21 protein-coding genes are annotated in these 24,493 nt (G+C 57.9%); 19 read left to right on the top strand and 2 right to left on the bottom strand.

Features of this window, described 5'->3' with window-relative positions:
* The first annotated feature begins 232 nt into the window (after positions 1–232).
* Positions 233–1,015, top strand: coding sequence for an ATP-dependent Zn protease (locus O3S81_RS25375; protein WP_269347591.1), 783 nt, complete (start codon positions 233–235; stop codon positions 1,013–1,015).
* A gap of 88 nt (positions 1,016–1,103) precedes the next feature.
* Entirely contained in the window at positions 1,104–1,583 is a 480-nt protein-coding gene (locus O3S81_RS25370; protein ID WP_269347590.1) for a hypothetical protein, read from the top strand.
* A 94-nt stretch (positions 1,584–1,677) separates the two neighbouring features.
* Here the strand turns inward: O3S81_RS25370 and hemB are convergent, their stop codons facing one another.
* Positions 1,678–2,655, bottom strand: coding sequence for a porphobilinogen synthase (gene hemB / locus O3S81_RS25365; RefSeq protein ID WP_269347589.1), 978 nt, complete (start codon positions 2,653–2,655; stop codon positions 1,678–1,680).
* Between the two features lie 285 nt (positions 2,656–2,940).
* Here hemB and O3S81_RS25360 point away from each other — a divergent pair, with 285 nt between their 5' ends.
* From O3S81_RS25360 to O3S81_RS25320, 9 genes are all read left to right on the top strand, one after another.
* Entirely contained in the window at positions 2,941–3,366 is a 426-nt protein-coding gene (locus tag O3S81_RS25360; protein ID WP_269347588.1) for a nuclear transport factor 2 family protein, read from the top strand.
* A 574-nt stretch (positions 3,367–3,940) separates the two neighbouring features.
* Complete coding sequence (locus tag O3S81_RS25355; protein ID WP_269347587.1) at positions 3,941–4,396, top strand: flavodoxin domain-containing protein; 456 nt, start codon at positions 3,941–3,943, stop codon at positions 4,394–4,396.
* A gap of 89 nt (positions 4,397–4,485) precedes the next feature.
* The gene (locus O3S81_RS25350) at positions 4,486–5,856 is read left to right on the top strand and encodes a flavin monoamine oxidase family protein (RefSeq protein WP_269347586.1); all 1,371 of its coding nucleotides are present in this window, start codon (positions 4,486–4,488) and stop codon (positions 5,854–5,856) included.
* Positions 5,853–6,257: a Rid family hydrolase gene (locus tag O3S81_RS25345; protein ID WP_269347585.1), complete on the top strand. Its 405-nt coding sequence runs from the start codon at positions 5,853–5,855 to the stop codon at positions 6,255–6,257. The genes O3S81_RS25350 and O3S81_RS25345 overlap by 4 nt, the downstream gene beginning before the upstream one ends.
* A gap of 64 nt (positions 6,258–6,321) precedes the next feature.
* Positions 6,322–7,827: an APC family permease gene (locus O3S81_RS25340; RefSeq protein WP_269347584.1), complete on the top strand. Its 1,506-nt coding sequence runs from the start codon at positions 6,322–6,324 to the stop codon at positions 7,825–7,827.
* 219 nt (positions 7,828–8,046) lie between these two features.
* Complete coding sequence (locus tag O3S81_RS25335) at positions 8,047–8,433, top strand: nuclear transport factor 2 family protein (protein WP_269347583.1); 387 nt, start codon at positions 8,047–8,049, stop codon at positions 8,431–8,433.
* A 69-nt stretch (positions 8,434–8,502) separates the two neighbouring features.
* Positions 8,503–9,294: an MOSC domain-containing protein gene (locus O3S81_RS25330; RefSeq protein WP_269347582.1), complete on the top strand. Its 792-nt coding sequence runs from the start codon at positions 8,503–8,505 to the stop codon at positions 9,292–9,294.
* A gap of 36 nt (positions 9,295–9,330) precedes the next feature.
* On the top strand, positions 9,331–10,101 hold the full coding sequence (locus O3S81_RS25325) for an SDR family NAD(P)-dependent oxidoreductase (RefSeq protein WP_269347581.1): 771 nt from the start codon (positions 9,331–9,333) through the stop codon (positions 10,099–10,101).
* Between the two features lie 113 nt (positions 10,102–10,214).
* Entirely contained in the window at positions 10,215–11,411 is a 1,197-nt protein-coding gene (locus O3S81_RS25320) for a cytochrome P450 (protein WP_269347580.1), read from the top strand.
* Between the two features lie 77 nt (positions 11,412–11,488).
* On the opposite strand, the gene O3S81_RS25315 is transcribed toward O3S81_RS25320, so the two are convergent.
* A complete protein-coding gene (locus O3S81_RS25315; RefSeq protein WP_269347579.1) occupies positions 11,489–12,379 on the bottom strand; it encodes an alpha/beta hydrolase in 891 nt (296 codons plus the stop codon).
* Positions 12,380–13,286: 907 nt separating this feature from the next.
* Between O3S81_RS25315 and O3S81_RS25310 the strand changes: the two genes are divergently transcribed.
* The 8 genes from O3S81_RS25310 to O3S81_RS25275 all read left to right on the top strand — a co-directional run bounded on the left by O3S81_RS25310 (position 13,287) and on the right by O3S81_RS25275 (position 24,437).
* Positions 13,287–14,327: a 3-keto-5-aminohexanoate cleavage protein gene (locus tag O3S81_RS25310; protein ID WP_269347578.1), complete on the top strand. Its 1,041-nt coding sequence runs from the start codon at positions 13,287–13,289 to the stop codon at positions 14,325–14,327.
* Positions 14,328–14,336: 9 nt separating this feature from the next.
* Positions 14,337–16,034, top strand: a complete 1,698-nt coding sequence (locus O3S81_RS25305; RefSeq protein WP_269347577.1) for a class I adenylate-forming enzyme family protein — start codon at positions 14,337–14,339, stop codon at positions 16,032–16,034.
* A 58-nt stretch (positions 16,035–16,092) separates the two neighbouring features.
* A complete protein-coding gene (locus O3S81_RS25300) occupies positions 16,093–16,881 on the top strand; it encodes a glucose 1-dehydrogenase (protein ID WP_269347576.1) in 789 nt (262 codons plus the stop codon).
* A 60-nt stretch (positions 16,882–16,941) separates the two neighbouring features.
* Positions 16,942–18,108 carry a substrate-binding domain-containing protein gene (locus tag O3S81_RS25295; protein ID WP_269347575.1) on the top strand — a complete coding sequence of 389 codons (1,167 nt, stop codon included), beginning with the start codon at positions 16,942–16,944 and terminating at the stop codon, positions 18,106–18,108.
* 74 nt (positions 18,109–18,182) lie between these two features.
* Positions 18,183–20,711, top strand: a complete 2,529-nt coding sequence (locus O3S81_RS25290) for an ATP-binding cassette domain-containing protein (protein ID WP_269347574.1) — start codon at positions 18,183–18,185, stop codon at positions 20,709–20,711.
* 2 nt (positions 20,712–20,713) lie between these two features.
* Positions 20,714–21,760, top strand: coding sequence for an ABC transporter permease (locus O3S81_RS25285; protein WP_269347573.1), 1,047 nt, complete (start codon positions 20,714–20,716; stop codon positions 21,758–21,760).
* Between the two features lie 179 nt (positions 21,761–21,939).
* Positions 21,940–23,184 carry an FAD-dependent oxidoreductase gene (locus tag O3S81_RS25280; protein ID WP_269347572.1) on the top strand — a complete coding sequence of 415 codons (1,245 nt, stop codon included), beginning with the start codon at positions 21,940–21,942 and terminating at the stop codon, positions 23,182–23,184.
* 62 nt (positions 23,185–23,246) lie between these two features.
* Entirely contained in the window at positions 23,247–24,437 is a 1,191-nt protein-coding gene (locus O3S81_RS25275) for a cytochrome P450 (protein ID WP_269347571.1), read from the top strand.
* Positions 24,438–24,493: the final 56 nt, after the last annotated feature.

Genomic DNA, 24,493 nt, shown 5'->3' with positions numbered 1-24,493 from the left:
GTCTTTTGTTCATATTTTGTTCTGCATGATCAGGTTGGCGACGGCGTAAGCTCGTAGGTGAATTCGCCTTCCGCCATGTATCCCTGCGCTTTCAACTCCTCCAATATCTCGGGGACAGACTGGGCGTCCGGTTGGAGCAGCCGTAGCGTTCCTTGGCCATGATGGCGTAGGAGCCACCGCATTCGGCGCACTCCAGCATTCCGCTCAGCAGGTAGCTCGGCCGAGCCAGCCGATGACCGAGCCACAGATCAGCAACGCGCCGGAATTGTCGGCGGCCGCGCAAGAAGGCAGCTCCGCCGATACGATCCTCAGGCGTCTCGCCACGCGGGCGATGGGATTGACGGGCGCTGATATCGAACGCATCGTCCGGGAAGCGCGGTTAAAAGCGCGGCGTGGCAAGCGGGCGATCCGCTATGAGGACATCGAAGAAGGCATCCGCGGTCATCGCCCGCCTGTTCCCAATAATCTGCGCTGGCACTACGCCTTCCACGAGGCGGGGCATGCGGTCGTGCATCATGCCCTCGATCTCGGACCTGTTCGCGGTCTCAATATCGATACCGGCGAGGGCGGCTATAATCTCGTCGGCTTCCACGTCTGGGCCACCGACACCCGCGACTGGTATGAAAACATGCTGACCATGCTGATGGCCGGGCGGGCTGCCGAGCAACTGGTGCTGAAACGTGTCTCGAGCGGTTCCGGAGGTGTCGACGACAGCGATCTGGCGCGGGCCACGCGGCTTGCCTTGGATATGGAGCGCGTCCTTGGATTCGGGAGCGAGCATCCGCTGCTCTATCGACCCCATCGCGATCCGGGCGCGGTTCTGGACCGTGACGCCGAGCTCGCGGCTCGTGTCCATGGAAGACTGGAGGCGGCACTCGACCGGGCGGTGGCTATCCTCAGGAGGCGCAGGCCGACCTTCCATGCCCTCGCCAAGGCGCTGTTTGATGCCCAGGCAATGGATGAAAAGGCCGTGATGCAAATCCTGACAGATGGTGATCTGACGTCCGGAAGATAATCATGCGGATGATGACGAGAATCGGATGTAGTATGAGTGCGCGGTAGTCGCCCAGTGCGATTGGGGTCTGGAGCAGAAAAAGCGCTGGATGGCTGTGGCCATCAAGCACGGCGGACACTGGTATGTTCAGCCTCCGGAACTCGTCGGTAACACATCGAGTTTGTTTGAGCGGCTGCGGCGTCGGGCCATCGATCCTGGCTGGTTCCTCGTCGGCTTCGACTTCCCAATTGGCCTGCCGGAGGCCTATGCACGAGCAGCCGGCTTCGGATCTTTCCGGGAAGCCCTGATATCATTCGGCTCCGGGGTCTGGTCGGCTTGGTACAATGTCGCTGGTCATCGCGACCATATCTCGCTGCAGCGCCCGTTCTATCCCGTCCGCCTGGGTGGCACGGCGCGTGCCCATCTGTTCAATGCCCTTGGGGTTTCTGGCGCGTCCTCGCTCCTGGGTGTCTGCCAACGGGCGCCGCCGATCGGCAGGCTGCCTGCATGTTGTTCTGGAGGCTTGGCGGCAATCAGGTTGGCAAAGGTGCGGTCTCGGGATGGCGGGAGATCGTCGTGCCGAGACTGAATGAGATTGGGCTGTAGCCGTTCGATGGAAGTCTGGTCGAGCTCGCTCATCGGTGACGTTTGCAATAACAAAGAGATTCGCAGTTCTTGCACGCTCAGTAACCGTCTCTCGCAATGTCTCTGGCAAAATAGGTAACGATGAGATCGGCTCCTGCTCGTTTGAACGAACCCAACGTTTCGCGAACCACCGTTTTTTCGTCGATCGCGCCCGCTTGGGCAGCAAATTTGATCATGGAGTACTCCCCGCTTACTTGGTAGGCGACCAGGGGAAGAAGCGTTCGCTCGCTCAACCGAGCCAATACGTCCAGATAGGCGAGGGCCGGCTTCACCATTAGGAAGTCGGCTCCCTCTGCCTCGTCAATCAAAGATTCCCTGAGTGCCTCGCGGCCATTCAAGCAATTCATCTGGTACGATTTTCGATCTCCCAGCAAGGTCGATCCCGCGGCTTCTCTGAAAGGTCCATAGAAACCTGAAGCGAATTTTGAAGAGTAGGCCATGATGGGCGTCTCGGTGAACCCTGCGTCGTCCAGTGCCTTCCGGATTGCTTTCACCTGGCCGTCCATCATGGCCGATGGGGCAACTATGTCGGCTCCAGATTTGACCGCGGTAACTGCCTGCCGGCCCAGGTTCGCGATCGTCTGATCGTTGTCGACGTGTCCGTTGTGGCTGACGCCGCAATGGCTGTCGATTGTGTATTCGCAGAAACAGTTGTCAGAAATGACAACGAGCTCCGGAGCAGCCTCTTTTGCGGTTCGGATCATCCTGGCGAGAAGGCCTTTCTCAGCCCATGAATCGCATCCGTCGGGAGACTTGTTATGTGATACACCAAACATCATCACAGCCCGTATGCCTTCGCGGTAAATGGCTGCTATTTCGTCGCGCAGTTCCGCTTCGGGAACCCTGAACACGCCAGGCATCGACTCTATCTCAACGCGTCGCGAAATCCCTTCTTCAACGAAGACGGGATAAATAAGGTCATTCATCGTGACGTTGTTCTCGGCGACGAGGTTTCGGAGCGACGCCGTTTTCCGAAGGCGTCTGTTTCGGGCAACGGGGTAAGTTGTCAAATACATCGACGAAATCCTTGGCCGTATCATTGCATATGCAGAGCTTTGATCACTCGTGGAGATCGAAAGCCACCTTCGAAGCCTGCACGACATCGTTCTGGCGTTGCAAGTGTCGCGCGCCGCTCGCACATCATTTTGGCCTGTTCCGCGTAAAGTTTGTCAATCCGCTCGCGGCGGATGCCGGCGGGAACGATTAGCTTCAACTCAGTACCCCTGAGGGGGAAATCTTAGGCTCCCCGTCAGCCGGCTGTGAGGGTCGGCATTCGGGGGGCGAGTCGGTTGGAGAGGAAAATGTCCCAGAATCTAAATGATCGTCAAACCATTATCGACACCCTCGCTAAGTATGCCTGGGGCTTCGATGAGAATGACTTCTCCCTTCTCGCAAGCGTCTTCGCTGAGGACGCTACCAGTGGGGGGAAAGTTGCGGGTACCGATATCTCGTGGGGCCCGATGCGCGGGCGCGAGGAGATCGTTGGCGGCCTCCAAGGCATGCGCAATAGCCAAACGGATCGCCGCCGGCACTGCCTTAGCAATCATCATTTCGTCAGCCAAACCGACATGGCTGCCACGGTCCGTTGCTACATGACGCTCTTGTCGGCGGCCGACAGCAAGGTGAGCCCAGTAACGATGGGCATCTTCGAAGTGGACCTGACCAAGGGCGGTGACGAAAACTGGCTGGTAAAGCGTCTCGACATCAACCTTGACGTGCCGTTCTGATTTGAAGAGGAGGCGTCGCCGCATTGGCGGCGCCTGCGCCCGTTATGCAGGCCGATCGTCTGATTGGCAATTTCGCCGTACAGATTGGCAAGTACTGTCACGCGAGGTTTTGAATATCAATCTATAAGTTCCGGTTACGTTCGGAAGGGCCTGTTTTGAGGAGGATAGTCTCTTAAGACGAACGAGAGTTGAAGTGTGCGGTGGAGCGAGCACTTACGCGGATCTTTGAATGCCGCCATGGGTTCGAGCCCGCCGAGTCTATTCTCGAGCACTTTTCATCAGAAACGCCTCCTCTCAAGACGACGGCTGCCCCGCAAAGAGGCTAGCGGCGGATGCATAAGGAGCTTTAGTCCAGTACGCGCTCGTTGATTAGAATTTGTGCAACGATGGCAAGGCCGCACAAATGGCTGGCACATAGGTCCAGCAAACGTTGACGAGACACCGTTTTATGGAGGTCGGCGGGACTGGCACGGTGTTTGCTTAAGCTAACTTACGTTAGTTTTTAATGTCCGTACGGACACGCTTGAAAACGTAGCGGACAAGGCAGCGAAACAGAGAGAGCAGGGAACATAGAATGATCACAGTCCTTTTCGGTACAGAGAGCGGCAACTCTGAAATGGCGGCCGACGACATCGCCCAATTTCTTGGAGAGAACGGCGAAGAGGCCAAGGTCGTCCCAATGGAGGAATGCGACGTCGACAAGTTGTCCGCGTCTGGATTAGTCATCGTCATCACCTCCACATATGGGGAGGGCGAACTGCCCGAAACCACCCAGCCATTCTATGATGCGCTATGCGCATCCAAACCAAATCTTGCCACCCTCAAGTTTGGTGCCTTCGGTCTGGGTGACAGTACCTACGAGACATACGGAAATGGCATCGACGTCGTCGCCAGCCTTTTGAGCGAACTTGGCGCCCATCAGATCGGCGAGACGGGCCGTCATGACGCGGCAAAGGGCGTGTCGCTTTCGCAGTCGGCGCTCAATTGGGCCGATCAGTTTCTGGCTTCCATCAATCGCCGCGCTGCATGACGTTGGCGTCCGTCGAGGTGGGCGGTCTGCCGAGTTGAGAAATCCAAACAAAACTTGGTCAATAGACTTAACAAATGTGAGTTAGTTAAATGAATGCTAATACCGAAAACGCCGACGTGATTGTGGTGGGAGCCGGCCTCTCAGGCCTGACCGCCGCAAAGCAGCTCACCGAAAGTGGTCTCAGCGTTCTGCTGTTTGATGGAAAAGACCGCGTCGGTGGTCGAACCTGGTCGGACAGTGAATATCCGAACGGCGCGCTGGATTTTGGCGGCATGTTTATCGGCACCACCCACGGACGTTCCCAGCGGCTCGGTAAGGAACTGGGCTTGGAAATGGTTAAGGCCCGCCCTGCCGGAAAGATGGTCTGGGATCTTGGAACCGAGATCCTGATTGCGGAAGACGGCAGCTATCCGGAAAAGACCGTCGGAAATGGAAGCAGTCTGCAAGCGGAACTATCGAAGGCGTTCGCTGCAATAGACGAGCTCGCCAAGAAGGTCGGCAAGGACAGCCCGTGGGATGCTCCCGATGCCGCCGAGCTGGACGCGATGACGATGGCCTCTTGGCTCGCCGACAACGTCGCCGATCCTCTCGTCCGAAAGATCGTCGGCAGCGACGTCACCATCATCACCGGCGTCGATCCTTCGGAAATATCGTTGCTGTTCTTCGCCTTCTATGTCGCGCAGTGCGAAGACATGTACGCGCTGCAGGTGACGGCGAACGTCATGCTGTGGGTTGGTGGCGCTCAGCAGATCTCGTTGCGCATCGCAGACAAGCTGCCGGCTGGGAGCGTGCACCTCGGTGAAGGAGTGATCTCCGTAACCCACGGCAACGAGCAGGTCGAGGTGCTTACGCATCATGGAAAGTACTTTGCAAAGCGCGTTGTACTGGCCTTGCCCCCGGCCGCCGCTGCGAAAATCGCTTTTCATCCCGAACTTCCGTCGGCCCGGCGCCAAATCAACCGGCGTACGAACTTTGGCCGCTATATGAAACTGCAGATCCGGTACGAGAAGCAGTTCTGGTTGGATCGCGGTTTCTCCGGTGAAATCTTCTCTCTCTCGCCCGGCTTCTTCGCGCTGGACGTGACTCGTCCCGGAGACGAGCTCGCGACCCTCGTCATTTTCATTGGTGGCTCGAACTACGACAAGTGGTTCGGCTCGGGGGAGGAGGCGCGGCGCATCGAAATGCTCGATGCCGTAGCCCGCTGCTTCGGAGACGAGGCGTTAAAGCCGCAAGCCTACATCGAGACCAACTGGAACGATGTCGAATTCACGATGGGCGGACCTGTCTGCCATATGCCGCCTGGATTGCTGAGCACCTGCGGCTCGTCGCTGCGCGCCCCGATCGGCCGCATTCACTTTGCGGGAACTGAATCCGCTCCCGCTTGGACTGGTTACATGGAGGGTGCTGTGCAGTCAGGGGAAGCCGCTGCCCAGCAAATCAAAGGAGAACTACTGAAATGACCGCAAATAAACCCAAGGCGGTGGTGCCAGCCGGCATGGAAGGCGCTGCAAACTATGGTTTTGCACCAGGCAGGATCGCAAACGGCTTGCTCTATATCGCCGGCCAGATCGGGGTTGACGCAAACGGACAGCTTGGAGCGTCGGCAGAAGAGCAGGCATCTCTAGCCTTGAAGAATCTGGAGCGGGTCCTAGCCGCGGCCGGGTGCACTTTCACGGACGTGATCGTCATGAATACGTTTCATGTCGGTGACTGCACGCTGGTCAACGAATGGTTTCTGCCTCTCAAGAGGGACATCTTCCCGGCACCCTATCCCGCGTGGACGTCGATGGGAGTCACCAGCCTGGCAATACCAGGCGCGCTGATCGAGATCTCCGCCATCGCTGAAATCCCGAAGGAGTAAAAAGCCACATCTCGTCGAAATCGAAAAGCGTTGTCGGTTCTAACAATCAATGGGGAACAATTCCATGACTGATACTACGCATATCTCCGGAGCTGCACAGATTGGCATCCTCCGAGGCGACGCCGCGGGCGTTCGCGAAAAGCCGCGGCTCGCGGGGCAGATGGGCGCGGGAGCGCTTATGCTAACGGTGCTGGCTTTCTCGGCTCCGATCGCAGTGGTGCAGGGGTTCATCCCCTTCACCATTCTCTTCGATGGACCGGGTGCGACTTTCGGCTTCATCCTGGCCTTGCTGCTTCTTCTGCTATTTTCCGTCGGATATGTAGCGATGGTGAGAAGCGTTCCCAAGCCGGGCGACTTCTACGCATTTATTAGTTCGGGCCTAGGTAACGTCGTCGGTCTTGGCGCCGCATTCCTTGCAGTCGCGGCCTATCTTACAATTCTAGCCGGCGTCTACATTCAGCTTGGCGTCACCGTGAACGCACTTCTCCAAAGCATAGGGTTGCCCCAGACTTCATGGGGTATCTGGGCATTCGCTGGATGGGCGCTGGTAAGTACGCTAGGCTATTTCCATATCGAGCTTTCCGCCAAGATCCTCGCCGTTGCAATGCTCATCGAGGTCGCAATCGTGATGATCTTCAACGTCGCCGTGCTGATCAATGGTGGTGCCGAGGGTCTGTCGGTCGTTCCATTTACGCCGAGCGCATTCGCGGAGGGCGACATGGCTGTGACCATGCTTTACGCGATCCTTGTCTTCATGGGTTTCGAGGCGACGGCTTTGTTTCGCGACGAAGTACGAGATCCGGACACCACGATTCCGCGCGCGACATATGGTGCGGTACTCTTCGTCGGGCTGCTTTACACGCTGTCTTGCTATGCGCTTACCTCAGCGTTCGGGGCGCAAGCCTGGGAAGTCGCAAAAAACGCACCAGCCTCGATGTTCGGCATCGCCATTGGAAGGTTTGTAGCTCCGGTTTTTGAGCAGATCGGTTACTTCTCCGTCGTTCTCTCAGTGATCGCGGCGCTCATCTCGATTCATAACGTGCTGTCGCGTTACGTTCTTAACCTCGCCGTGGACAAGGCCCTTCCTACAGCGCTCGCAAAGGTTCACGAACGCCATTGGTCTCCGCATGTCGCCTCTACAGCAGTTGCCATTGTGGCCGCGGTACTCGTCCTCCCCTTTATGATAGCGGGCGCTGACGGTGCCGTTATGTACGCGATGGGTACTGGTATCGGAAGCGTCGGCGTGATCGTGTTGATGGCTCTTGTAAGCTTCTCGGTAATCGCCTGGTTCTGGAGAGCAGGAATTCCAAAGACCAGCAACGTCTTCAAGGTCTTCGTCGCTCCGGCCATTGCAGGCGTCGCCATGACGGTCACCGTCTTCTATGCGATCGCGCATCTGGAACTCGTGGTTGGCGGCGCCCCCGGCGAGAACCTCTGGATGCTCGCCGTGCTTTTGGGTCCTTTTCTTGCCGGCATTGCGCTCGCTGCCTACTTCCGAGCAGCAAGACCCGACACTTACCAGAGTCTGGGACGTGCGGATCGAATGAGCGAGTTCCTCGCTCGCAAATAACAGCTCTCTCGAGGCCCGTCCTTCAAAAGGGGCGGGCCAACGGTAGCTCAAACGCGCTGCCGCCGCCGTCAAGCAGCCATTGACATCCACCGAGCGCGGCTTCGGCCGCCTTGTGATGTCGGGCAGGGCTGCGAGCGTTGCAGCGGCATCAGCCTTGGCTTGAAGCGTCGATAATTAACAAACATTCCTAACAACACCTTGAATGGAAATGGATAAGACATGTCTCCAATTACGGACGGCATTCGCGCCGCAATTTCCGCCCGGCACTACCTGATGAAGGAAGCCTTCGCATCGGGCGATCCCGATTTAATCGCCAATCATTATTACACGAAAGACGCCTGGGTGTTCGGCGATCAGGACCAGACCTGGAAAGGCTCCGATGCCATTCGGGAGCTCTACGCCGGTGTCGTAGGCACCTATACCTGGACCAGTAAGTCCGAACGTATCGTTCCTATGGGAGATGGCGCCATCGAGTATGTAATCGGTGCTATTCATCCGGTCGACGATGCGGAGCCTACGTCCTACAAAATTGTCTTCGGCTGGGTGAAACAAGGCGATGAGTGGCTTTGCAATACCCAGATGTTCGGTTTCGGAACCCACTTTTAAACGCGCTCTTATCGGCTTGCTTGTCCGAGACATTTCAAGTCGGGCCGGCATCCGGGGAATGGTGGATCCATGATCGTCAAGCATATCGGCATGACGCACGTAAAGGCGACGAGATTGTTGGACCTTAAGCGGGCGACCATCACGGAGAACGGTATCCTTGGCGACAGGGATTTCATTCTTCTGAATGAACAGGGAATGCCGTTGGGACCAGGCTCTCATCGTCATTTCCTCCCGCTCCGATTTGATTGCGACGAAAGGTCGCGCCGCCTGCAACTGACTTATCCGGACGGGCGGATCGTCACGGGCGAATGCGCTTCGAACGAAGCGCCTTTCCCAGTGAACTACATGGACATGCGCGGGATCCAGGTTACCGATATCGGAGACGAGTGGAACCGGCGCCTCCGTGAATTCTCGGGAGTGAACGTACGGATTGTGAAGGTTGTGAGAAGCGGTGCCGGGGTGGACGTGCTGCCCATGACGATCCTAACGACGGGATCTCTCGCCGATCTCAGCCGTCGTCTGGGATACCAGGCCGATCATCGTCGGTTTCGGGCAAATCTGATCGTCGATTGCGACGAACCGTACGCAGAAGATAGTTGGTGCGGAACGACAATGCGCGTTGGCTCCGCCGTTATAAAATGTCGAAGCTCCGTTCCGCGTTGTGTCGTGACCCAGCTCGATCCGGAAACCGGGAAAAACAATGCCCGGACTGTCGCTGCTCTGCTCGAATATCGCAAGAAAGTTCACCTGCCGGACGGGCTCATGCCGAGCTACGCCAATCCGGGCTTCGCGTCATATGCCGAGGTGGTCGAACCGGGCGAGGTCGCTCTGGGTGATCGCGTCACCCTGGAGCGGGCATAAATCATAGACAGGTACTTAACGAGAGAAGGTCAGGTAATGGAATTTGCAGACAAGGTAGTTGTGGTCACTGGGGCCGGTTCTGGAATGGGCCGGGCCATGGTTAGCGAGTTCATCGCGCGCGGCGCACGCGTTGCGGCACTCGGACGTACTTTGGAAAAGGTCGAGGAGAGCGTTCGTCTCGCCGGGGACCCTGAAAAGGGCAAGGCGTTTTCCGTGAACGTCGCGACCGAAAGTGACGTGGTCCGTGTGATTGACGAGATAATCGCACTCTGGGGACGGGTGGATGTGCTCGTAAACAATGCCGGCGTATTGGACTCCTACGAGCCGGCGCACACCGTCAGTCTTGATGCGTGGCAGGAGGTAATCGCCATCAACCTGACGGGGCCGTTCCTTATGTCCAAATACGTAATCCCTCAGATGCTCGAACAGGGCAAAGGCACGATCATAAACATCGCGTCGCTGTCCTCATTCAGCGCGGCGGGCGGTGGTTCGGCCTATACTGCATCGAAGCACGGCGTCCTGGGGCTCACGCGGCAGCTTTGCTTCGAGTACGGCGCGAAAGGCATCCGGGTTAACGCGATCTGCCCCGGCGCGACGGCCACGCCCATGGCCCTTCATGGCGGAACTACCGAGGCACTGCCTGACATGGCCAGCGGAGTGATGAAGACGCCCGCGCAACGTTGGTGCAAGCCGGAAGAGGTCGCGCGCCTGACAGCCTTTCTTGCGGGAGGAGATGCGGATTTCGTTCACGGCAGCGCATTCGTCATAGACGGGGGCTGGCTGACTGCAGCGCGTGAGGCGTTCTAGCCGGAAGGGCAAGACCAGGACCACCATGAACCACTGTTTGGACGATCTGGAGCAATGCTACCGATCCTCTATACGAAGCATTTCTGTGAAAACCAATATAAGGGGAATTGCTCATGAATGCGCATGTTCAACAAGAAAATCTCCTGCCCTGGGCCAACGCTGCCTTTCGGGAAAACCCATATCCATGGTACGACGTTGTTCGTCGGGAGGCTCCGGTTTACCGCGACCCATTTGCAGAGAACACGTATGTCGTGTCGCGTTACGACGATATCGTGAAGTTCGGCAAGCACCCGTCCTTGTCTATGGTTGCGCCGAGCTGGGTTCCCAAAACCCCATGGAGTCTCTTCAAAGACAGCATGCTCACTACGAACCCTCCTGAACACACCGCGCATCGTCGTCGCTCGAACAAGTGGTTTACGCCGAAACTTGCTGCTCAATGGGCTGAGGCGACGGCTAAGGCAGTGAACTCAGCAATAGACGACATTGGCCCAAGCGGTCTGATCGAAGCCTACCGCAACCTCGCGCTTATGCCGGCCCACCACGCAATGTGCGCGGCCCTGGGATTGCCGGAAGATGGCTTCGACACCGCCTCCGCGTGGATGCACGACGCGATGGTCGCTCTAGGCGCGGCCGTAACGAGCCAAGAAGAGGAACGCTGCCGCGTGGCGTTCGAATACTTGTCGGACAGGGTTCGTTATTACGTGAGGATGTGTCGGCAAGACCCTCGGCCTGGTATGGTGTCCAACTGGATCGAACTCGTCGCCAGCGGCGAAATGAACGAGCAGCAACTCTTCGAAGGTTTGCTTCTCTTCTGGGCGACAGGAACGCCCAACGCCGCATACCTGATTACGGGAGGGCTCGAGGTATTCGCGCGCCAGCCGGAAATATTCGAACTCTGGAAAAATGATCCTGGAAAACACACGGCGATCTTCAACGAAATCGCGCGATTGCACACACCGGAAATTTCGGTGACCCGCTTCACGACGGAAGAGCTCGAGATACGTGGGGTAACGATACCAGCCGGGATGATGATACGTTTTATGATCGCCTCCGCCAACCGCGATCCCGAAGCCTTTCCAAATCCGCATGTCGTGGACGTAACAAGATCAACGGAAACGAACCAGCACATCTCGTTCGGTATTGGCGTCCATTCCTGCCCCGGTATGATAATCTCGACGGCTGAAGCGAACGCTGTTTTCAACATCGTCGCGAGCCGCGTAAAGCGATTGGAGCTGGCTGCAGAGCCGATCTATAATCATAATGACCGTACGGCAGCATTCTCGCGACTAATGCTGCGGCTTATCGTCTAAACACAAGGCAAGTCCCGGTGGCCAGGCAAGATAGGCTCTTTCTTTTGAGTCCGCACTAGCCACTGGGATCACCTCTTTCAGAGGTGTTTCTGGAACCAGCTTGTTGCGGCCTCGCAAGAGCGATCGAAGAGGGTCGTGTAGGGTTCGAAATGTCCGCCAGGCAGCATTTCGAGCGCTTTAGGTTCGCCTGCGCGGTCGAACGCATCCAGGGCGAGATCCGTAGGCGTCAAATGGTCGTCTTCGGCTACGAGCATCAGAAGGGGCGTCGGGCTGATGAAGCGTATGTAGGCACCGGGCTCGTTGGCCCGGGCCAGTTCCAGGCTTCTGATCGTTACGTCTGGGTTCCAATTCGGAGCAAAGGTCGACGATGTCGTGAAATACTCGAAGCTGTCCACGCCAGGCAATGCGCAAGGCGTGTCGTGATCTCTCGACACTACGCTCACATATCCTCGTTCATTGGAAAGGACCCGGACGGTTCGATCCTTTGCCAACTGTTCCCTGAGATAGGAAGCCTGGGGCGTCTTCGAACGCCGGACCGCGACCTTGGATCCACTGATCGTCGGAACCTGAGAAACGACAGCTTTGACTCGCCGATCCTCGGCGGCGACCACGAGGACGTGCCCGCCACTGTAGCTGGTTCCCCAAATCCCGATGCGGTCTGGATCCGGGCCGTCAATTGTTTGAACAAAGGATATCGCATCCTTATAGCCGCGTCGCTGCCTCTCCGGATCAACCTCGAACCGGGGCTGGCCGTCGCTAGCGCCGAAGCAACCATGGTCAAAAACGAGAACGCCAAACCCGCTTTCGGCAAATTTCTCGGCGTATCGATCCAGATACTGTTCCTTCACAGCGGAAAAGCCATGAGCCATTACAATTGCAGGATATCGCTCGACCTTCTCCTCGGGGCGGTAAAACCAACCTCGCAGTTGATCGCCTTCGGACCAGAATGCTACATCGCTCCGTGACATGAAGTTTCCTTTGTGAATTTCAAAGCGCCGACGTTCGTGCAGACGCGCCGCGCTTTTTTCTGACGTGCGTTTCCGTCGTTGAAGATTTTTGAGTCTCTTGGATGCAAAGGGTCAGGGAGGTACTCCAGAGGTTTTTCGTGGCTACGAGCGGTTTTTCGGAGGGTTGTCTCGATCGACGGTGTAGACGCAGTAAGCGGCTCCGATTCCCGCCAACCACTCGCGGACAACTTCCCACAAGAGTTTTAGCCGTTGCACCATCAATCCCTCCCGATCAATGCCAGACCCGTCGCAGCAATCCTTTGCCTGCGCTAAGTTTTTAGACTTTATCCCTTCGCACAAATCATGAAACGGGCAGACGGGACATTGGCTACGTGGCATCTGCCAAAACGGCCGGTAATGCACGATATGTCTGGCGAACTCCCTAAAACGCAGACGTTGTATTTTTGCTGCGGGATGAAGGAGAGGCGGAGCGATTTAGCGAATACAATCGTTGCTGTGCGAGCAGAAAGATCCAAGCGAACTCATTAGGCGGTGTTGACCGTTTCTGGATCTTTTTCTGCTCGGCTCTTGAAGGTATCGACCGCCCGACCGCCCGACCGCAAATCTCGCACTAAACGCGTAGCGATTTAGACCGTCCCTAGTGCATCCGGGGAACTCACCACCTGCCGGCAGTCTTGCATAACGCTTCGAATGAAAGGTTCCCTTCCGGAGAGATCCGTCGACAGATTGGCACATGTAAGATAGGCCACACTCATTTTGGCAGTTTTGGCGTAGCACTTGTCAGTCCAATGCGAAGCCGAGCTCATCCCTAGCAGCTAAGTTCATATCAATTCATCGCACCAACCAAACGCTAAACGGCGCAAGGTTCGGGCGATCGCGTGAACACGCAACTTCGGAGGAACTGTTAATGAGCACCAACACCATCAATTGGGATCGCGTAAAGCATCGCGTCAGCAAGGAAAACGTCCGGACGTATTGGCGTCCGTATGCTGCCCCGACGATCATGTCGGCCGGCGACAGCCTGATCTCGGGCGCACCGCAGATGCCCCGTTGGGAACCATTGCCGAAGGCTGCGGTCTCGGTCGCCATCAACGGCGCGTTCTTCACCAAGAACGAAAACCCGAACCAGGCTCAAACGCCTGACGAGATCATCCGCTCGGCGAAAGAGTGCATCGCCGAAGGTGCTCAGATCATTCACATTCACGTTCGCGACGACGGCGGTCACAACGTGCTGGACGTTGATCGGTTCAGCGATGTTCTCGGCCGTCTGAAGGCCGACCATCCGGACATCGCGCTTGACGCGTGCCTCGTCGCGGTGAACGACGAAGAATGTAAGGGCATGAAGGATGTAATCGACCGCATGCTGGTGAATGCCGTTCCGGTAAATACCACGGCGCTTATCCTTGGCGACAACCTCTTTGTAAAGCCGCCGCATGCGATCATCGAAAAGACGCGTATGGTCGTCGATGCCGGTCTCGTTCCGCAACTCGCCGTCTACACCGACGGTGACGTTGACAACGCTCGTCGTCTTCTGATCGACAGCGGTCTGGTGAAAGGACCCCTGACCTGGCTTCTTCTTGCAGGCCTTCCGGGGTGCTCGCCGATGTACTCGCCCCAGAGCATGATCGACGGTCTCGTCCGGCAGGTCGGACTCATCCGGCAGGTTGATCCGGGTGCGAACATCATCGTATGCGCCGGCGGCCGCGCCAGCCTGCATCTCGCAAACCTCGCACTGCTGATGGGTCTGCACATTCGCGTAGGCATGGAAGATACGGTCTGGAAATGGCCGCATCGCGACGACCTCATCGAGCGCAATGTAGATGCGTTCCGCATTGCGCGGACAATGGTCGAGGCCGTCGGCCGCGAGCTGATGTCGGCAGAGGAATTCCGTCAGATGTGCGGCATTCCCTCGATTACAGCCCGCGGTACCTCGACCGCTGCCGAGTGAGGCGCGGCTATGAGGGAGGAGAACAATAGAAACGATGGTGTCCCCACTCTGGGGACATTCGATCCCACGGCAAACAGAGACCGTTGGAACATCCCTCTAGGGGCCTTTGAGGGTGGTCGCTGGAAGGTTGATGAAACCGTAAACACGACTGCAGTCGAGCCCGGCCTCCAGCATTACCGATACTCGGCTCGTCCGGCCACATACGATGCCTTGTTTCGTGCGAGTGCGGAGCGCTTTCCCCATCGGGAAGCGGTTGTTTGCGGCGACCGCCGCGTAAGCTATCGCGAGCTCGACGAGCTGGTACAGCGAGCCGCCTATGGCTTTCTACAGTCAGGCCTTCGCCAGGGTGATCGCGTCGCGATCATGTTGGATAACCGCCTCGAATATTTCGTCGGCGTCCTGGCGACGATCCGGGCTGGAGGGATCGCAATTCCCCTCGGTACACGCCTCGGACCCGCTGACGTTTCCTACATCGTAGGGGACGCCACACCGACGTTCGCCGTGACAGGCCAGCAGTGGGCGGACAAATTTCCGGCTGAATCCAGCCTGCGCCGGACTTTCGTCGTCGATGCTCAGGCGAGTACGGCGGACCTGTTCGACACGCTGTACGACGCTTCCCCGAAAGACCTGCCGTCGCTGCAGGGCGAATCCCTGATGATGATCATCTTCACTTCGGGAACGACGGGCAAACCGAAAGGCGCGTGCCTGACGCACACGAATTTCGTGCACACCTGCCTTCACTACCTGTACGCCCTCGCAATCGACAGACCACAAAAGAGCCTGCTAGCAATTCCCGCGACACACATTGCCGGATTTGGCCCGCTTGCTTCCGTCACGATCGCATCGGGCGGCACGCTCATACTGGCCCGAGAATTCAAGGTCGCACCGGTCCTCGAACTGATGGTTCGGGAGCAGATCAGCTACGCCGTGCTAGTACCGTCGATGTACCAGTTGTTTGCGATGGCGCCGAACATCCAGGACTACGATCTGTCGGCGTGGAAATACGGCGTTTACGGCGGAGCTATCATGCCGCCGGCCGTCATCAACCGCTTCCGTCAGATTCTTCCTGGTCTACGTATGATCAACGCATACGGTGCCACCGAGACATGTGCCGTCTGCACGATAATGCCTCCGGAGCTGACGTCATCTGCCCCGGCGAGTGTCGGCTTTTCTCTCGAGTGCGATGAAATTCTGATTGTGGATGGTGACGGAAACCCGGTTCCGGACGGTGAATCCGGCGAACTGTGGATTCGCGGTCCGAATGTCAGCCCAGGTTACTGGAGCAACGAGAAGGCAACCAGGGATTCCTTCGAGGACGGCTTCTGGAAGAGTGGGGACATCGGCAAAAGGGAAACCAGCGGACTGATCTATGTCCATGACCGCCTCAAGGACATGATCAATCGAGGCGGCTTCAAGGTCTTCAGCGCCGAAGTCGAGAACTCCCTGATGGAGCACCCGGAGGTCGACGATTGCGCGGTCGTCGGCGTGCCTGATCCCGTTCTCGGCGAGAAGACTTTCGCGTTGGTGAAACGCAGATCGGCCGGTGTGACTGACAGCTCCCTGCGGGCCTACCTCCTCGAAAAAATCGCCGACTACAAGGTGCCCGATTTCTGGCTGGTCAGTGAACAGGCAGTGCCGAGGAATCAAAACGGCAAAATCCAAAAAGCGGAAGTGAGGGAGCTCGCGCGAAAGCTTTACGCCTCGTAGGAATCCCGCGGCTCATGCCGCGACTTATGCAGATCCATACCATACGGAGGAAACATCAATGTCTGGATCAGTGAAGGATAAAATCATCATCGTAACCGGCGCTGGACGCGGCCTGGGCGCCGGAATGGCCGGCGACCTCGCCCGCAACGGCGCGAAGGTGGCCGTTGCCGACCTGAATGCAGACAACGCCGGTTCCGTCGCCGAACAGATCAGGCAGGCTGGCGGGGACGCGATTTCCGTCGGTGTCGACGTAAGTGATCGTGCACAGGTCAAGGAAATGATCGCCAAGGTCGTCGAAAAGTACGGCCGTCTCGACGTTCTCTTCAATAATGCCGGCATCAGCCAGACCTGCCCGTTCATGGATGTCACTGAGGAGGATTTCATCCGCATCTACAAAGTGAACAGCCTGGGCGTCCTTATCGGAACGCAGGAGGCCGTTCGTCAGATGAGGGCACAAGGCCACGGCGGCAAGATCGTTAACACCGCCTCCATCGCCGGTAAACAGGGATGGCCCGACTACGCTCACTACTGCGCCTCGAAATTCGCGGTCGTGGCATTGACGCAAGCCGCCGCACGTTCCTTCGCGAAGGACGGCATCACCGTGAACTGCTTCAGCCCCGGTGTCGTCGCCACGGAGCTATGGAAGCAGCTTGACGATGACGCGCTTCAGCACGGCATCACGTCCAAGCCGGAACAGCTCATCACGGAATTCTCTTCGAACATCCTTCTAGGCCGAGTCTCGGTGCCGAAAGACATTGTCGGCGTGACGACGTTCCTTGCGTCCGACGCGTCGGACTACATCACCGGACAGACCATCATGGTCGATGGCGGCATGGTGTTGATCTAAATTTTTCAACCGCTTGGCTTTCCCTGGGGAGGGGAGCCAAGCAAACGGGAGGAGTGAACGATGAACTTCAAGTCAATGTTTTCGGTGATAGCGGTCACTTCCGCGCTGTTCGGCGCAGGCCAGAGTCTCGCCGAAACAGGCGAAGACCTTATGAAGAGCCGTCTGGGCACGACGGATGTCGATCCGTCGATCGCCAAGGCGCTTGAACTCGCCGCCAAGCCCTTGTCGCCTGAACTTCAGGCCAAGGCCCTGGAATGCTGGAAGAACGACACCTGCGAAACCGGTACCGGGGGCGCACTCAAGATCGCCTACGCAGACGGATTCGGCGAGAACGTATGGCGGCGCGTCAGCAAGATGGAGTTCATCCAGCAGGCACTCGCCTATCCCGAGATCGGCAAGATCCAATACTCCTCGGCGCGCGGTGACGTATCGAAGGCGATCGCCGATATGAATGCCTTCATCGCGCAGGGGGTCGATATCATCGTGCTCTACGCCGATGCCGGCCCGGCCCTTCTTCCGGCAGTTCGCGAGGCCAAGGAAGCCGGAATAACGGTGGTTCTCAACAACGGGCAGGAAGTTGGCACTGCAGGCGAGGACTATGCAAGCACCGTCCACGAAGACCTGTGCGAACTCGGCCACCAGATGGTGAAGGCCATCGTCGCCGACAAGCCCAGCGCCAAATCGATCGTCGCCCTTGGCGGCACGCCCGGCAACACGCTGAGCGCGACGTGGCAGGCATGCGCAAAGGAGGAGGCCAACAGCTCCTCCATCAGGATACTGGCGACGATGGACACGAACTGGACGCAGGAAGGAACCTTCCAGGCGGTTTCTGCTGCGCTCGCACAGCACGGCGACTTCGACGGCTGGATCTACGAGTATGCGGATGGTTTCCGTGCAGTGATACGCGGGTACCAAGCCGCCAACAAACCGCTCGACACAGTCGTCGCACTCCGTACTGACGAGCAGGGCCTGTTCTGCGACTGGGACAAAGCGAAGAACCCGAAGTTCCGGATCTACTATTCTGCGTCCGGCTCTACCATCACCGCTCGTTTCGCAGTTACCGCGGCGATGACGGCGAAGGCTGGCGAGACTGTTACGCCATGGGTGAAGGTACCGTTCTCGATGAAGCCCGTGAAAGAAGGTCTCTGCGACAAGAGCCTTCCGATGGAAACTCCCGTATCCACCATCGTGAACGCCGAAACTCTCAAGGCAATGTTCCCGAACTGAGACACCTCCCGAGCGGGTCGGCGCGAAGCGCCGGCCCGTTTTGTCCGATTCTTGAACAGGAGCAGGTGGCCACGATGAGCGTACCCGTTTTGAAACTGCGGGGAGTGTCGAAGACATATCCCGGCGTACGAGCACTCGACAAAGTCGATCTGGAATGTTTGCCGGGGGAGGTTCATGCGATCCTCGGCGAGAACGGTTCCGGGAAGAGCACATTGATGAAGATCGCCAGCGGGGTGGTCAAACCCGATGGAGGCTCTGTCGAAATTGCGGGGAACAACCTGCAGAGCGCAGACCCGCGGGTGGCTTCCGGGTTCGGGCTCGCAACCGTTTATCAGGACGACTCGCTCGTTCTCGAAATGACTGTCGCTCAGAACCTCTTCATGGCGGCGAAGGACGGCTCCGTCAGATTCGGTGAAATGGATGCCTGGGCCACCGAGATGCTCGCCGCCTACGAGGTGAACATCGATCCTTGCGCCCTCGTATCCGACCTGTCTCCGGCGCAACGCCAGTTCGTCGAGATTATCAAGGCGCTGCAGGCCGACCCCAAAGTGCTTTTGCTGGATGAGCCGACATCCACGCTGGACGCCGACGGCGTACGAAAGCTGGTATCGATCATCCAGAATCTACGAACGCGTGGGACCGGTATCATCTACGTCAGTCATCGGCTTCCGGAAATTCTCGAACTTGCCAGTCGTATCACGGTGCTGCGCGACGGGGTGCATCGGGGCACGTTCGACGTGACCCCCGCCCTGTCGGAGCATGATCTCATAACCCTCATGGTGGGTCGCGAAATCGACGTCGAATACGGTGCCAAATTCCGCGGTGCGTCCAATGCGCCCGTACTTGTCGTCGACCACTTGTCCGGTGCAGAGTTTCACGACGTTTCGTTCTCTGCACATGTAGGTGAAATCATCGGCTTCGCCGGCGCGGAGGGTAACGGCCAACGAGAGGCGATGCGCGCACTGGTTGGGCTGGAGAAGGCGGACGGCCGCGTCACCTGCGTCGGCAAGACGGTATCCAGGATGTCGCCCGGCGAGGCGTTGCAAAGCGGTGTGCTCTTCCTGAGTTCTGACCGCAAAGGCGAGGCGATCTTCCCGGAGCTTGGAGTGGGCAAGAACATGGTCCTACCTCTCCTCGATGCGTTCGTCCGTTTCGGGATCCTGTCGCGGAAGCGGGAATCGGACCAAGCAATCGCCATGAAAAGGGATTTCGGCGTGGTCGCCGCCGACCTCGACGTGCCCGTCATCGGGCTGTCCGGTGGCAACCAGCAAAAGGTCGTTCTGGCCAGAAGCTTCCGATCGGGTGCCAAGGCTTTTCTTATCGACGAGCCGACGCAGGGCGTCGACGCGGGCGCCCGCTTCGAGATCTACAAGGCGATCCGGGAGAACATCAGCGAAGGAGGGACGTGCGTCGTCAACTCCTCCGATGCGCAGGAGCTAGCGGGAATCTGCGACCGCGTGTTCGTCTTCTCGCGAGGGCGCATCGTCAAGGAATTGGTCGGAGATTCGGTGACGGAAGAAAACATCGTGTCGAGCTTCCTCACAGTCCGCGACGCGCGAGAACGCAAGCGCGAACAGCCTGCCGAAGAAGCGCTTTGCGCTTTGCAGCGGGCGGTCTCGGGCGCCTCTTCATGGTGGATTCCAATCGTCTTCCTCATCGGACTCGTCGCATTGGTCGGCGCTTACGCTGCCGCAAACAGCGACGTTTTTCTGAAGCCGATCAACTTTCGGCATCTTCTCCTCGCGCTTGCGCCGGTCGGGTTCGTCGCAATGGCCCAATTACAGACGCTCATCGTTCGAGGCATCGACGTGTCTGTCGGGTCGCTGATGAGTTTGATAGTTGTCACGATGTCTTTTGCACTAGGCGCTGGGATCGGTCTGCCCGCGATAGCGCTTGGCGTGCTCGCATGCGTCGTTCTTGGGGTAGCCGCGGGATTCCTGAACGGAGGTCTTGTCCGGTTTGCGCGAATTAATCCGGTTATAGCGACGATCGCAACCCTGAGCGTGATGCAGGGCTTGGCCCTCGTTGGACGGCCGACGCCCGGTGGCGTGATCAACGGACAGTTCACATCGTTCCTGCGGACATGTGTGGGGTTCATGCCCGTTTCATTGGGCGTGCTCATTGTGGTGGCGATTGTCGGTGATATTTGGCTTCATAGGACGAAATCCGGTTTGTTCGCGAAGGCGGTCGGATTTCGAGAGGAGTCGGCGCGGCGGAATGGCGCGCCGACGACCTGGATACATGTTCGAGCCTATCTTCTTGCCGCATTGATGGCAGCGGTCGCGGGCCTTTTCCTGGGTGCGGAGGTGGCGGTTGGCCATCCCACCGTCGGCCAGAATTACGCGCTCTCCAGCATCGCAGCGGCAGTGCTCGGCGGCGCGGCGCTAAGTGGAGGGAGAGGCTCGTTCTCCGGAGCACTTCTGGGGGCGTTCTTCTTCACGTTGATGACGAACGTTATCTCGGTGCTCGGTTTGAATTCCGCATTCGGTGTGATCGCGTCTGGAGCAATGACGCTGATTGCCGTCTTCCTATACAGCGGCGCCTCAGGGTTCGATCGATTGCTTCGAAGGTTTGGAAAGCCGAAAAGGGCGGCGGAGGTATGACCATGATCCAGAACTCCAAGCGACTGTATGAAATTGCAGTGGGTGCGGTCCCTGGCACGGGCGCGTCGACATCTCCAAAGCTGGAAAGCAGGCCCGCTCGGTCTGTTTTCGCCAAACTTGAAGGGCGTTTTCTCGCCATCTGGATCGCGTTGGGGGTCTTGCTTGTGGCCGACGCGATATTCCTTCCCAGGAGCCTGAACGCCACGACGCTCCTCGCGGTGTCTCCTTTCGCCGCCTTTCTGGCGATTGCCGCAATCGGACAAGCCACGGTCATAATGGCTCGTGGAATCGACTTGTCCGTTCCGGCCATCATTGCACTTTCAAGCTCAGTGCTTATCGGCGTTTCAGGTGGCAGCGACGAACGACTTTGGATTGCGATAGCGGCCGCGCTTTTGGCAGCCGTGCTGGTAGGGACCATCAACGGCCTGTTGATAGCGTTCCTGAGGCTGAACGCGTTGATCGTCACGTTGGCTGCCGGCGCGATCATTACCGGCCTGACGCTCTGGTACCGACAGAGCATGGGCGCGGAGTCGCCCGTGCCGCCCAGTCTGGCTGTTTTTGGAAACGGCCGAATAGCCGGCGTTCCAACGGCGGTGGTGATTGCCGTTATAATCGTAATCGGTGCCGTGCTGTTTTTCACGAAAACAGTAACGGGGCGCAGGTTCGAGGCGGCAGGCTGCAACCCGGACGCCGCGTTCATAACCGGGATCAATGTCAAACTCTATCAAGCTGGAGCCTATGTTGGCGCCAGTTTGCTATACGGCGTCGCTGCGGTGCTTCTCGCGGGCTTCATAGGCAATCCTACGTTGGACGTAGGCAACCCGTACTTCATGGCACCGATCGCGGCTGCAGTCCTCGGGGGAGTCGCAATGACGGGGGGCATCGGAAACATGCTGTCAGTCGCAGTCGCAGCCGCATTTTTGATCCAGTTGGATCAATCGCTGAAAATGCTCGGGCTTCCCACGTCGTGGCAGTTGGTCATCCAGGGTGTCGCGATCGGCGTGGGAATGTGGATGTCGGAAGTGAAATCCACTGTTCGACGCGGGTGAGGGGCTGCCTTGGGGGCCTCCAGTCCCTGGGGACGCATCTGGTGAACAGAAGGCCGCCAGCCAAGGCGGCCTTCAATTGTAAAAGAAATGTGAAATCGCAACTTGACGAAATACTAACTAACGTTAGTATGCTTATTACCAATATTACTTCGTAAAAAAACCAAAGGGGAACGCGAAGTATGGACGCCAAACGCCCAAGCATTGCTGTGGTCGGCAGTGGCCCGTCGGGTTGCTACGCCGCGCAGTTTCTAAGGAAAAAGTGGCCGACAGCAGAGATCGTGATCTTCGAAGCGCTGCCGGTCCCATACGGCCTTGTACGATACGGCGTCGCGCCGGATCACCAGGGCAACAAGTCCGTCAGCCAACAGTTTGATAGACTGTTCGAGCGGGAAGACGTGCGGTTCGTTGGCAATGTTACCGTCGGCACCGACATATCTTTTGAGGATCTTCGCGGCGCGTTCGACGTTGTAATCCTCGCGACGGGGCTCGCAAGCGATCGTCGCCTTGAAATCGATGGCGACCTCGAGCTCTGTCCTATCATCGGCGCCGGATCGCTTCTCAAAGCGCTCAACGGACATCCGCTGTTTGACTGCCCGAAGGATTCAAGCGGGTCGCCCCGCCAGCTCGGAAGCAGAGTCGCTGTCGTTGGCAACGGGAACGTCGCCATGGATGCCATACGTCTCCTTGCCAAGCGTGACGAGCATTTCGACGGGTCTGACATCGCCGATGCCAGACTGAAGCATCTCGGCACGGAACGGATAACGCATATCGATGTGATCGGCCGATCGCCCGCCGCGGCGGCGAAATTCGACTTCTCGATGCTCAAGGAGATCGTCGGCTTGCCGCATGTACGAGTTGCCGCAACCGGCCTCGGCGACGATCAGGACGGCCAGGTAAGCATGCTCCTTTCAAGCTTGGCGCAGTACTCTTCTGGATCGCCGCATGCGGGTGAAGTGAACATCCGTTTTCATTTCAATGCTCGTCCTTTGGACGTTCAGCACAGGGACGGCACCAGCTTCCTTGCGATGGAGCAGAGATTTTCCTCCCATCGCGTAGAACTCCAGGTGGATGCCATCGTTTCTGCGATTGGTTTTGAAAATCCGACCTCGACCGGCGCTGAATGGTGCGGACCGAACGTGTTCAGAGTGGGGTGGTTGAACACCGGAGGAAAGGGCGCGATTGCCGCAAACCGGCGAGATGCAAAGGACGTGGTGGACGCTATCGTTCAGGCTGTAGAAGCCGGAGGGCTGTCCATCGGGAGCGGAAAGAGCGGTCCAAGCTGGGCTGAACAGGTCGGCGATAGAGCCGTCGCGTTCAACGATTGGCGGAAGATCGACAGGTGGGAACTCGCCAATGCGCTCAAGGGGCGCTGCCGCCAGAAGATTCTGGATGTTTCCCAGATGATCGACGTCGCAGCATCGTAGCGACCCCGGAATACGCACGTATGGAACGTGCCTCTACACATTGTTGAATGAAGGATGAGCACATGGAAGCGATGGCAGTGGTCCACGATGAATATCTGCCGTGGGGCGATGAAAACTATAGACGGAATCCGTACCCTTGGTATGACCGAGTTCGTCAGGAGCGGCCCGTGTATAAAATGGCCGACGGGACATACGTCGTCACGAGATACGACGACATTACGAAATACGGCAAGCTGCCGATTATGGCTATCGTCGACCCGGAATGGGTTCCCAAGGGGCCATGGACGGCGCTGTCGAAAACAGTCCTTGGGGTCGATCCGCCAGTTCACACGAATTTGCGCCGACGAACCAATAAATGGTTCACTCCAAAACTCGTGCAGACTTGGGTGGAGGCAGCGGAAAAAGCTGCGAACGATGCGTTGGATCGCCTCGAGCTAGGTCAGACAGTTGAAGCTAATCTCGAACTCGGGGTTGTTCCGACACACGCCGCCATGTGCAGCGCCCTTCAACTGCCGACGGACAACGTCTCGCCAGTTCATCAGGCGATGCTGGCGGCGATGGCCGCGCTGAGTTCGGTCGCCTCGAAAGAAGACGACATCCGCGCTGCCGAAGCTTTCGCGTATCTCCGGGAGCGCTCGATCGACCTTCTTTCCTATAAGCGTGCAAATCCGGGCGACGGACTTGCAGACGCTCTGATCGAGGCTGAAAGGGTCGGAGAAATGACCGAAGAGGAGATCATCCAGACGATCTCGCTCTTCTGGGGATCGGGTGGTCACAATCCTTCCTTCTTCGTAAGTTCCGGCATCGAGTATTTCGCCCGCAATCCCGACCTCTACCGTTTGTATCGCGAGCGGCCGGATCTGCGCAGCGGCATTCAAAACGAACTGCTGCGCTTGAATCCTCCCGAACTTTCGTTTGTCCGCTATCCAACGGAGGACCTCGAAATCCGCGGCGTAAAGATCAAGGCAGGCGAGCGTATCCGGTTTATTCTGGACGCCGCCAATCGCGATCCGGAGGTTTTCCAGGATCCCAATATTCTTGACCCCCACAGGCCGGTAGAGGCCGCCCAGAACCTCAGCTTCGGCATCGGTCCGCATGCATGTGCGGGTCAGGTCATCAGCCGAGCTGAAGCCGACACGATCTTCAAGGTTATCGCTGATCGCGTGGAGCGCATCGAAATGGCCGGCATGCCCGAGTACGATACTACCGACCGGTCCCGCGCGTATGTCACATTGCCGGTCAAGTTCTTCTGACCGAACTACGGAGGAAAAAGGCAAGGGCCGCGGCCGTTAAAACATCAGGGGCCGCT

It is taken from the genome of Agrobacterium sp. SOY23 (assembly GCF_027212525.1).
Classification (GTDB): domain Bacteria; phylum Pseudomonadota; class Alphaproteobacteria; order Rhizobiales; family Rhizobiaceae; genus Agrobacterium; species Agrobacterium tumefaciens_I.
The sequence above is the reverse complement of the archived record's forward strand: the minus strand, read 5'-3'. Positions and strand labels throughout refer to the sequence as shown.

Bases quoted from the DNA above. Each gene is read 5' to 3' on its own strand.
- O3S81_RS25375 (WP_269347591.1), top strand. From the start codon at position 233: ATGACCGAGCCACAGATCAGCAACGCGCCGGAATTGTCGGCGGCCGCG.
- O3S81_RS25370 (WP_269347590.1), top strand. From the start codon at position 1,104: ATGGCTGTGGCCATCAAGCACGGCGGACACTGGTATGTTCAGCCTCCG.
- hemB (WP_269347589.1), bottom strand. From the start codon at position 2,655: ATGTATTTGACAACTTACCCCGTTGCCCGAAACAGACGCCTTCGGAAA.
- O3S81_RS25360 (WP_269347588.1), top strand. From the start codon at position 2,941: ATGTCCCAGAATCTAAATGATCGTCAAACCATTATCGACACCCTCGCT.
- O3S81_RS25355 (WP_269347587.1), top strand. From the start codon at position 3,941: ATGATCACAGTCCTTTTCGGTACAGAGAGCGGCAACTCTGAAATGGCG.
- O3S81_RS25350 (WP_269347586.1), top strand. From the start codon at position 4,486: ATGAATGCTAATACCGAAAACGCCGACGTGATTGTGGTGGGAGCCGGC.
- O3S81_RS25345 (WP_269347585.1), top strand. From the start codon at position 5,853: ATGACCGCAAATAAACCCAAGGCGGTGGTGCCAGCCGGCATGGAAGGC.
- O3S81_RS25340 (WP_269347584.1), top strand. From the start codon at position 6,322: ATGACTGATACTACGCATATCTCCGGAGCTGCACAGATTGGCATCCTC.
- O3S81_RS25335 (WP_269347583.1), top strand. From the start codon at position 8,047: ATGTCTCCAATTACGGACGGCATTCGCGCCGCAATTTCCGCCCGGCAC.
- O3S81_RS25330 (WP_269347582.1), top strand. From the start codon at position 8,503: ATGATCGTCAAGCATATCGGCATGACGCACGTAAAGGCGACGAGATTG.
- O3S81_RS25325 (WP_269347581.1), top strand. From the start codon at position 9,331: ATGGAATTTGCAGACAAGGTAGTTGTGGTCACTGGGGCCGGTTCTGGA.
- O3S81_RS25320 (WP_269347580.1), top strand. From the start codon at position 10,215: ATGAATGCGCATGTTCAACAAGAAAATCTCCTGCCCTGGGCCAACGCT.
- O3S81_RS25315 (WP_269347579.1), bottom strand. From the start codon at position 12,379: ATGTCACGGAGCGATGTAGCATTCTGGTCCGAAGGCGATCAACTGCGA.
- O3S81_RS25310 (WP_269347578.1), top strand. From the start codon at position 13,287: ATGAGCACCAACACCATCAATTGGGATCGCGTAAAGCATCGCGTCAGC.
- O3S81_RS25305 (WP_269347577.1), top strand. From the start codon at position 14,337: ATGAGGGAGGAGAACAATAGAAACGATGGTGTCCCCACTCTGGGGACA.
- O3S81_RS25300 (WP_269347576.1), top strand. From the start codon at position 16,093: ATGTCTGGATCAGTGAAGGATAAAATCATCATCGTAACCGGCGCTGGA.
- O3S81_RS25295 (WP_269347575.1), top strand. From the start codon at position 16,942: ATGAACTTCAAGTCAATGTTTTCGGTGATAGCGGTCACTTCCGCGCTG.
- O3S81_RS25290 (WP_269347574.1), top strand. From the start codon at position 18,183: ATGAGCGTACCCGTTTTGAAACTGCGGGGAGTGTCGAAGACATATCCC.
- O3S81_RS25285 (WP_269347573.1), top strand. From the start codon at position 20,714: ATGATCCAGAACTCCAAGCGACTGTATGAAATTGCAGTGGGTGCGGTC.
- O3S81_RS25280 (WP_269347572.1), top strand. From the start codon at position 21,940: ATGGACGCCAAACGCCCAAGCATTGCTGTGGTCGGCAGTGGCCCGTCG.
- O3S81_RS25275 (WP_269347571.1), top strand. From the start codon at position 23,247: ATGGAAGCGATGGCAGTGGTCCACGATGAATATCTGCCGTGGGGCGAT.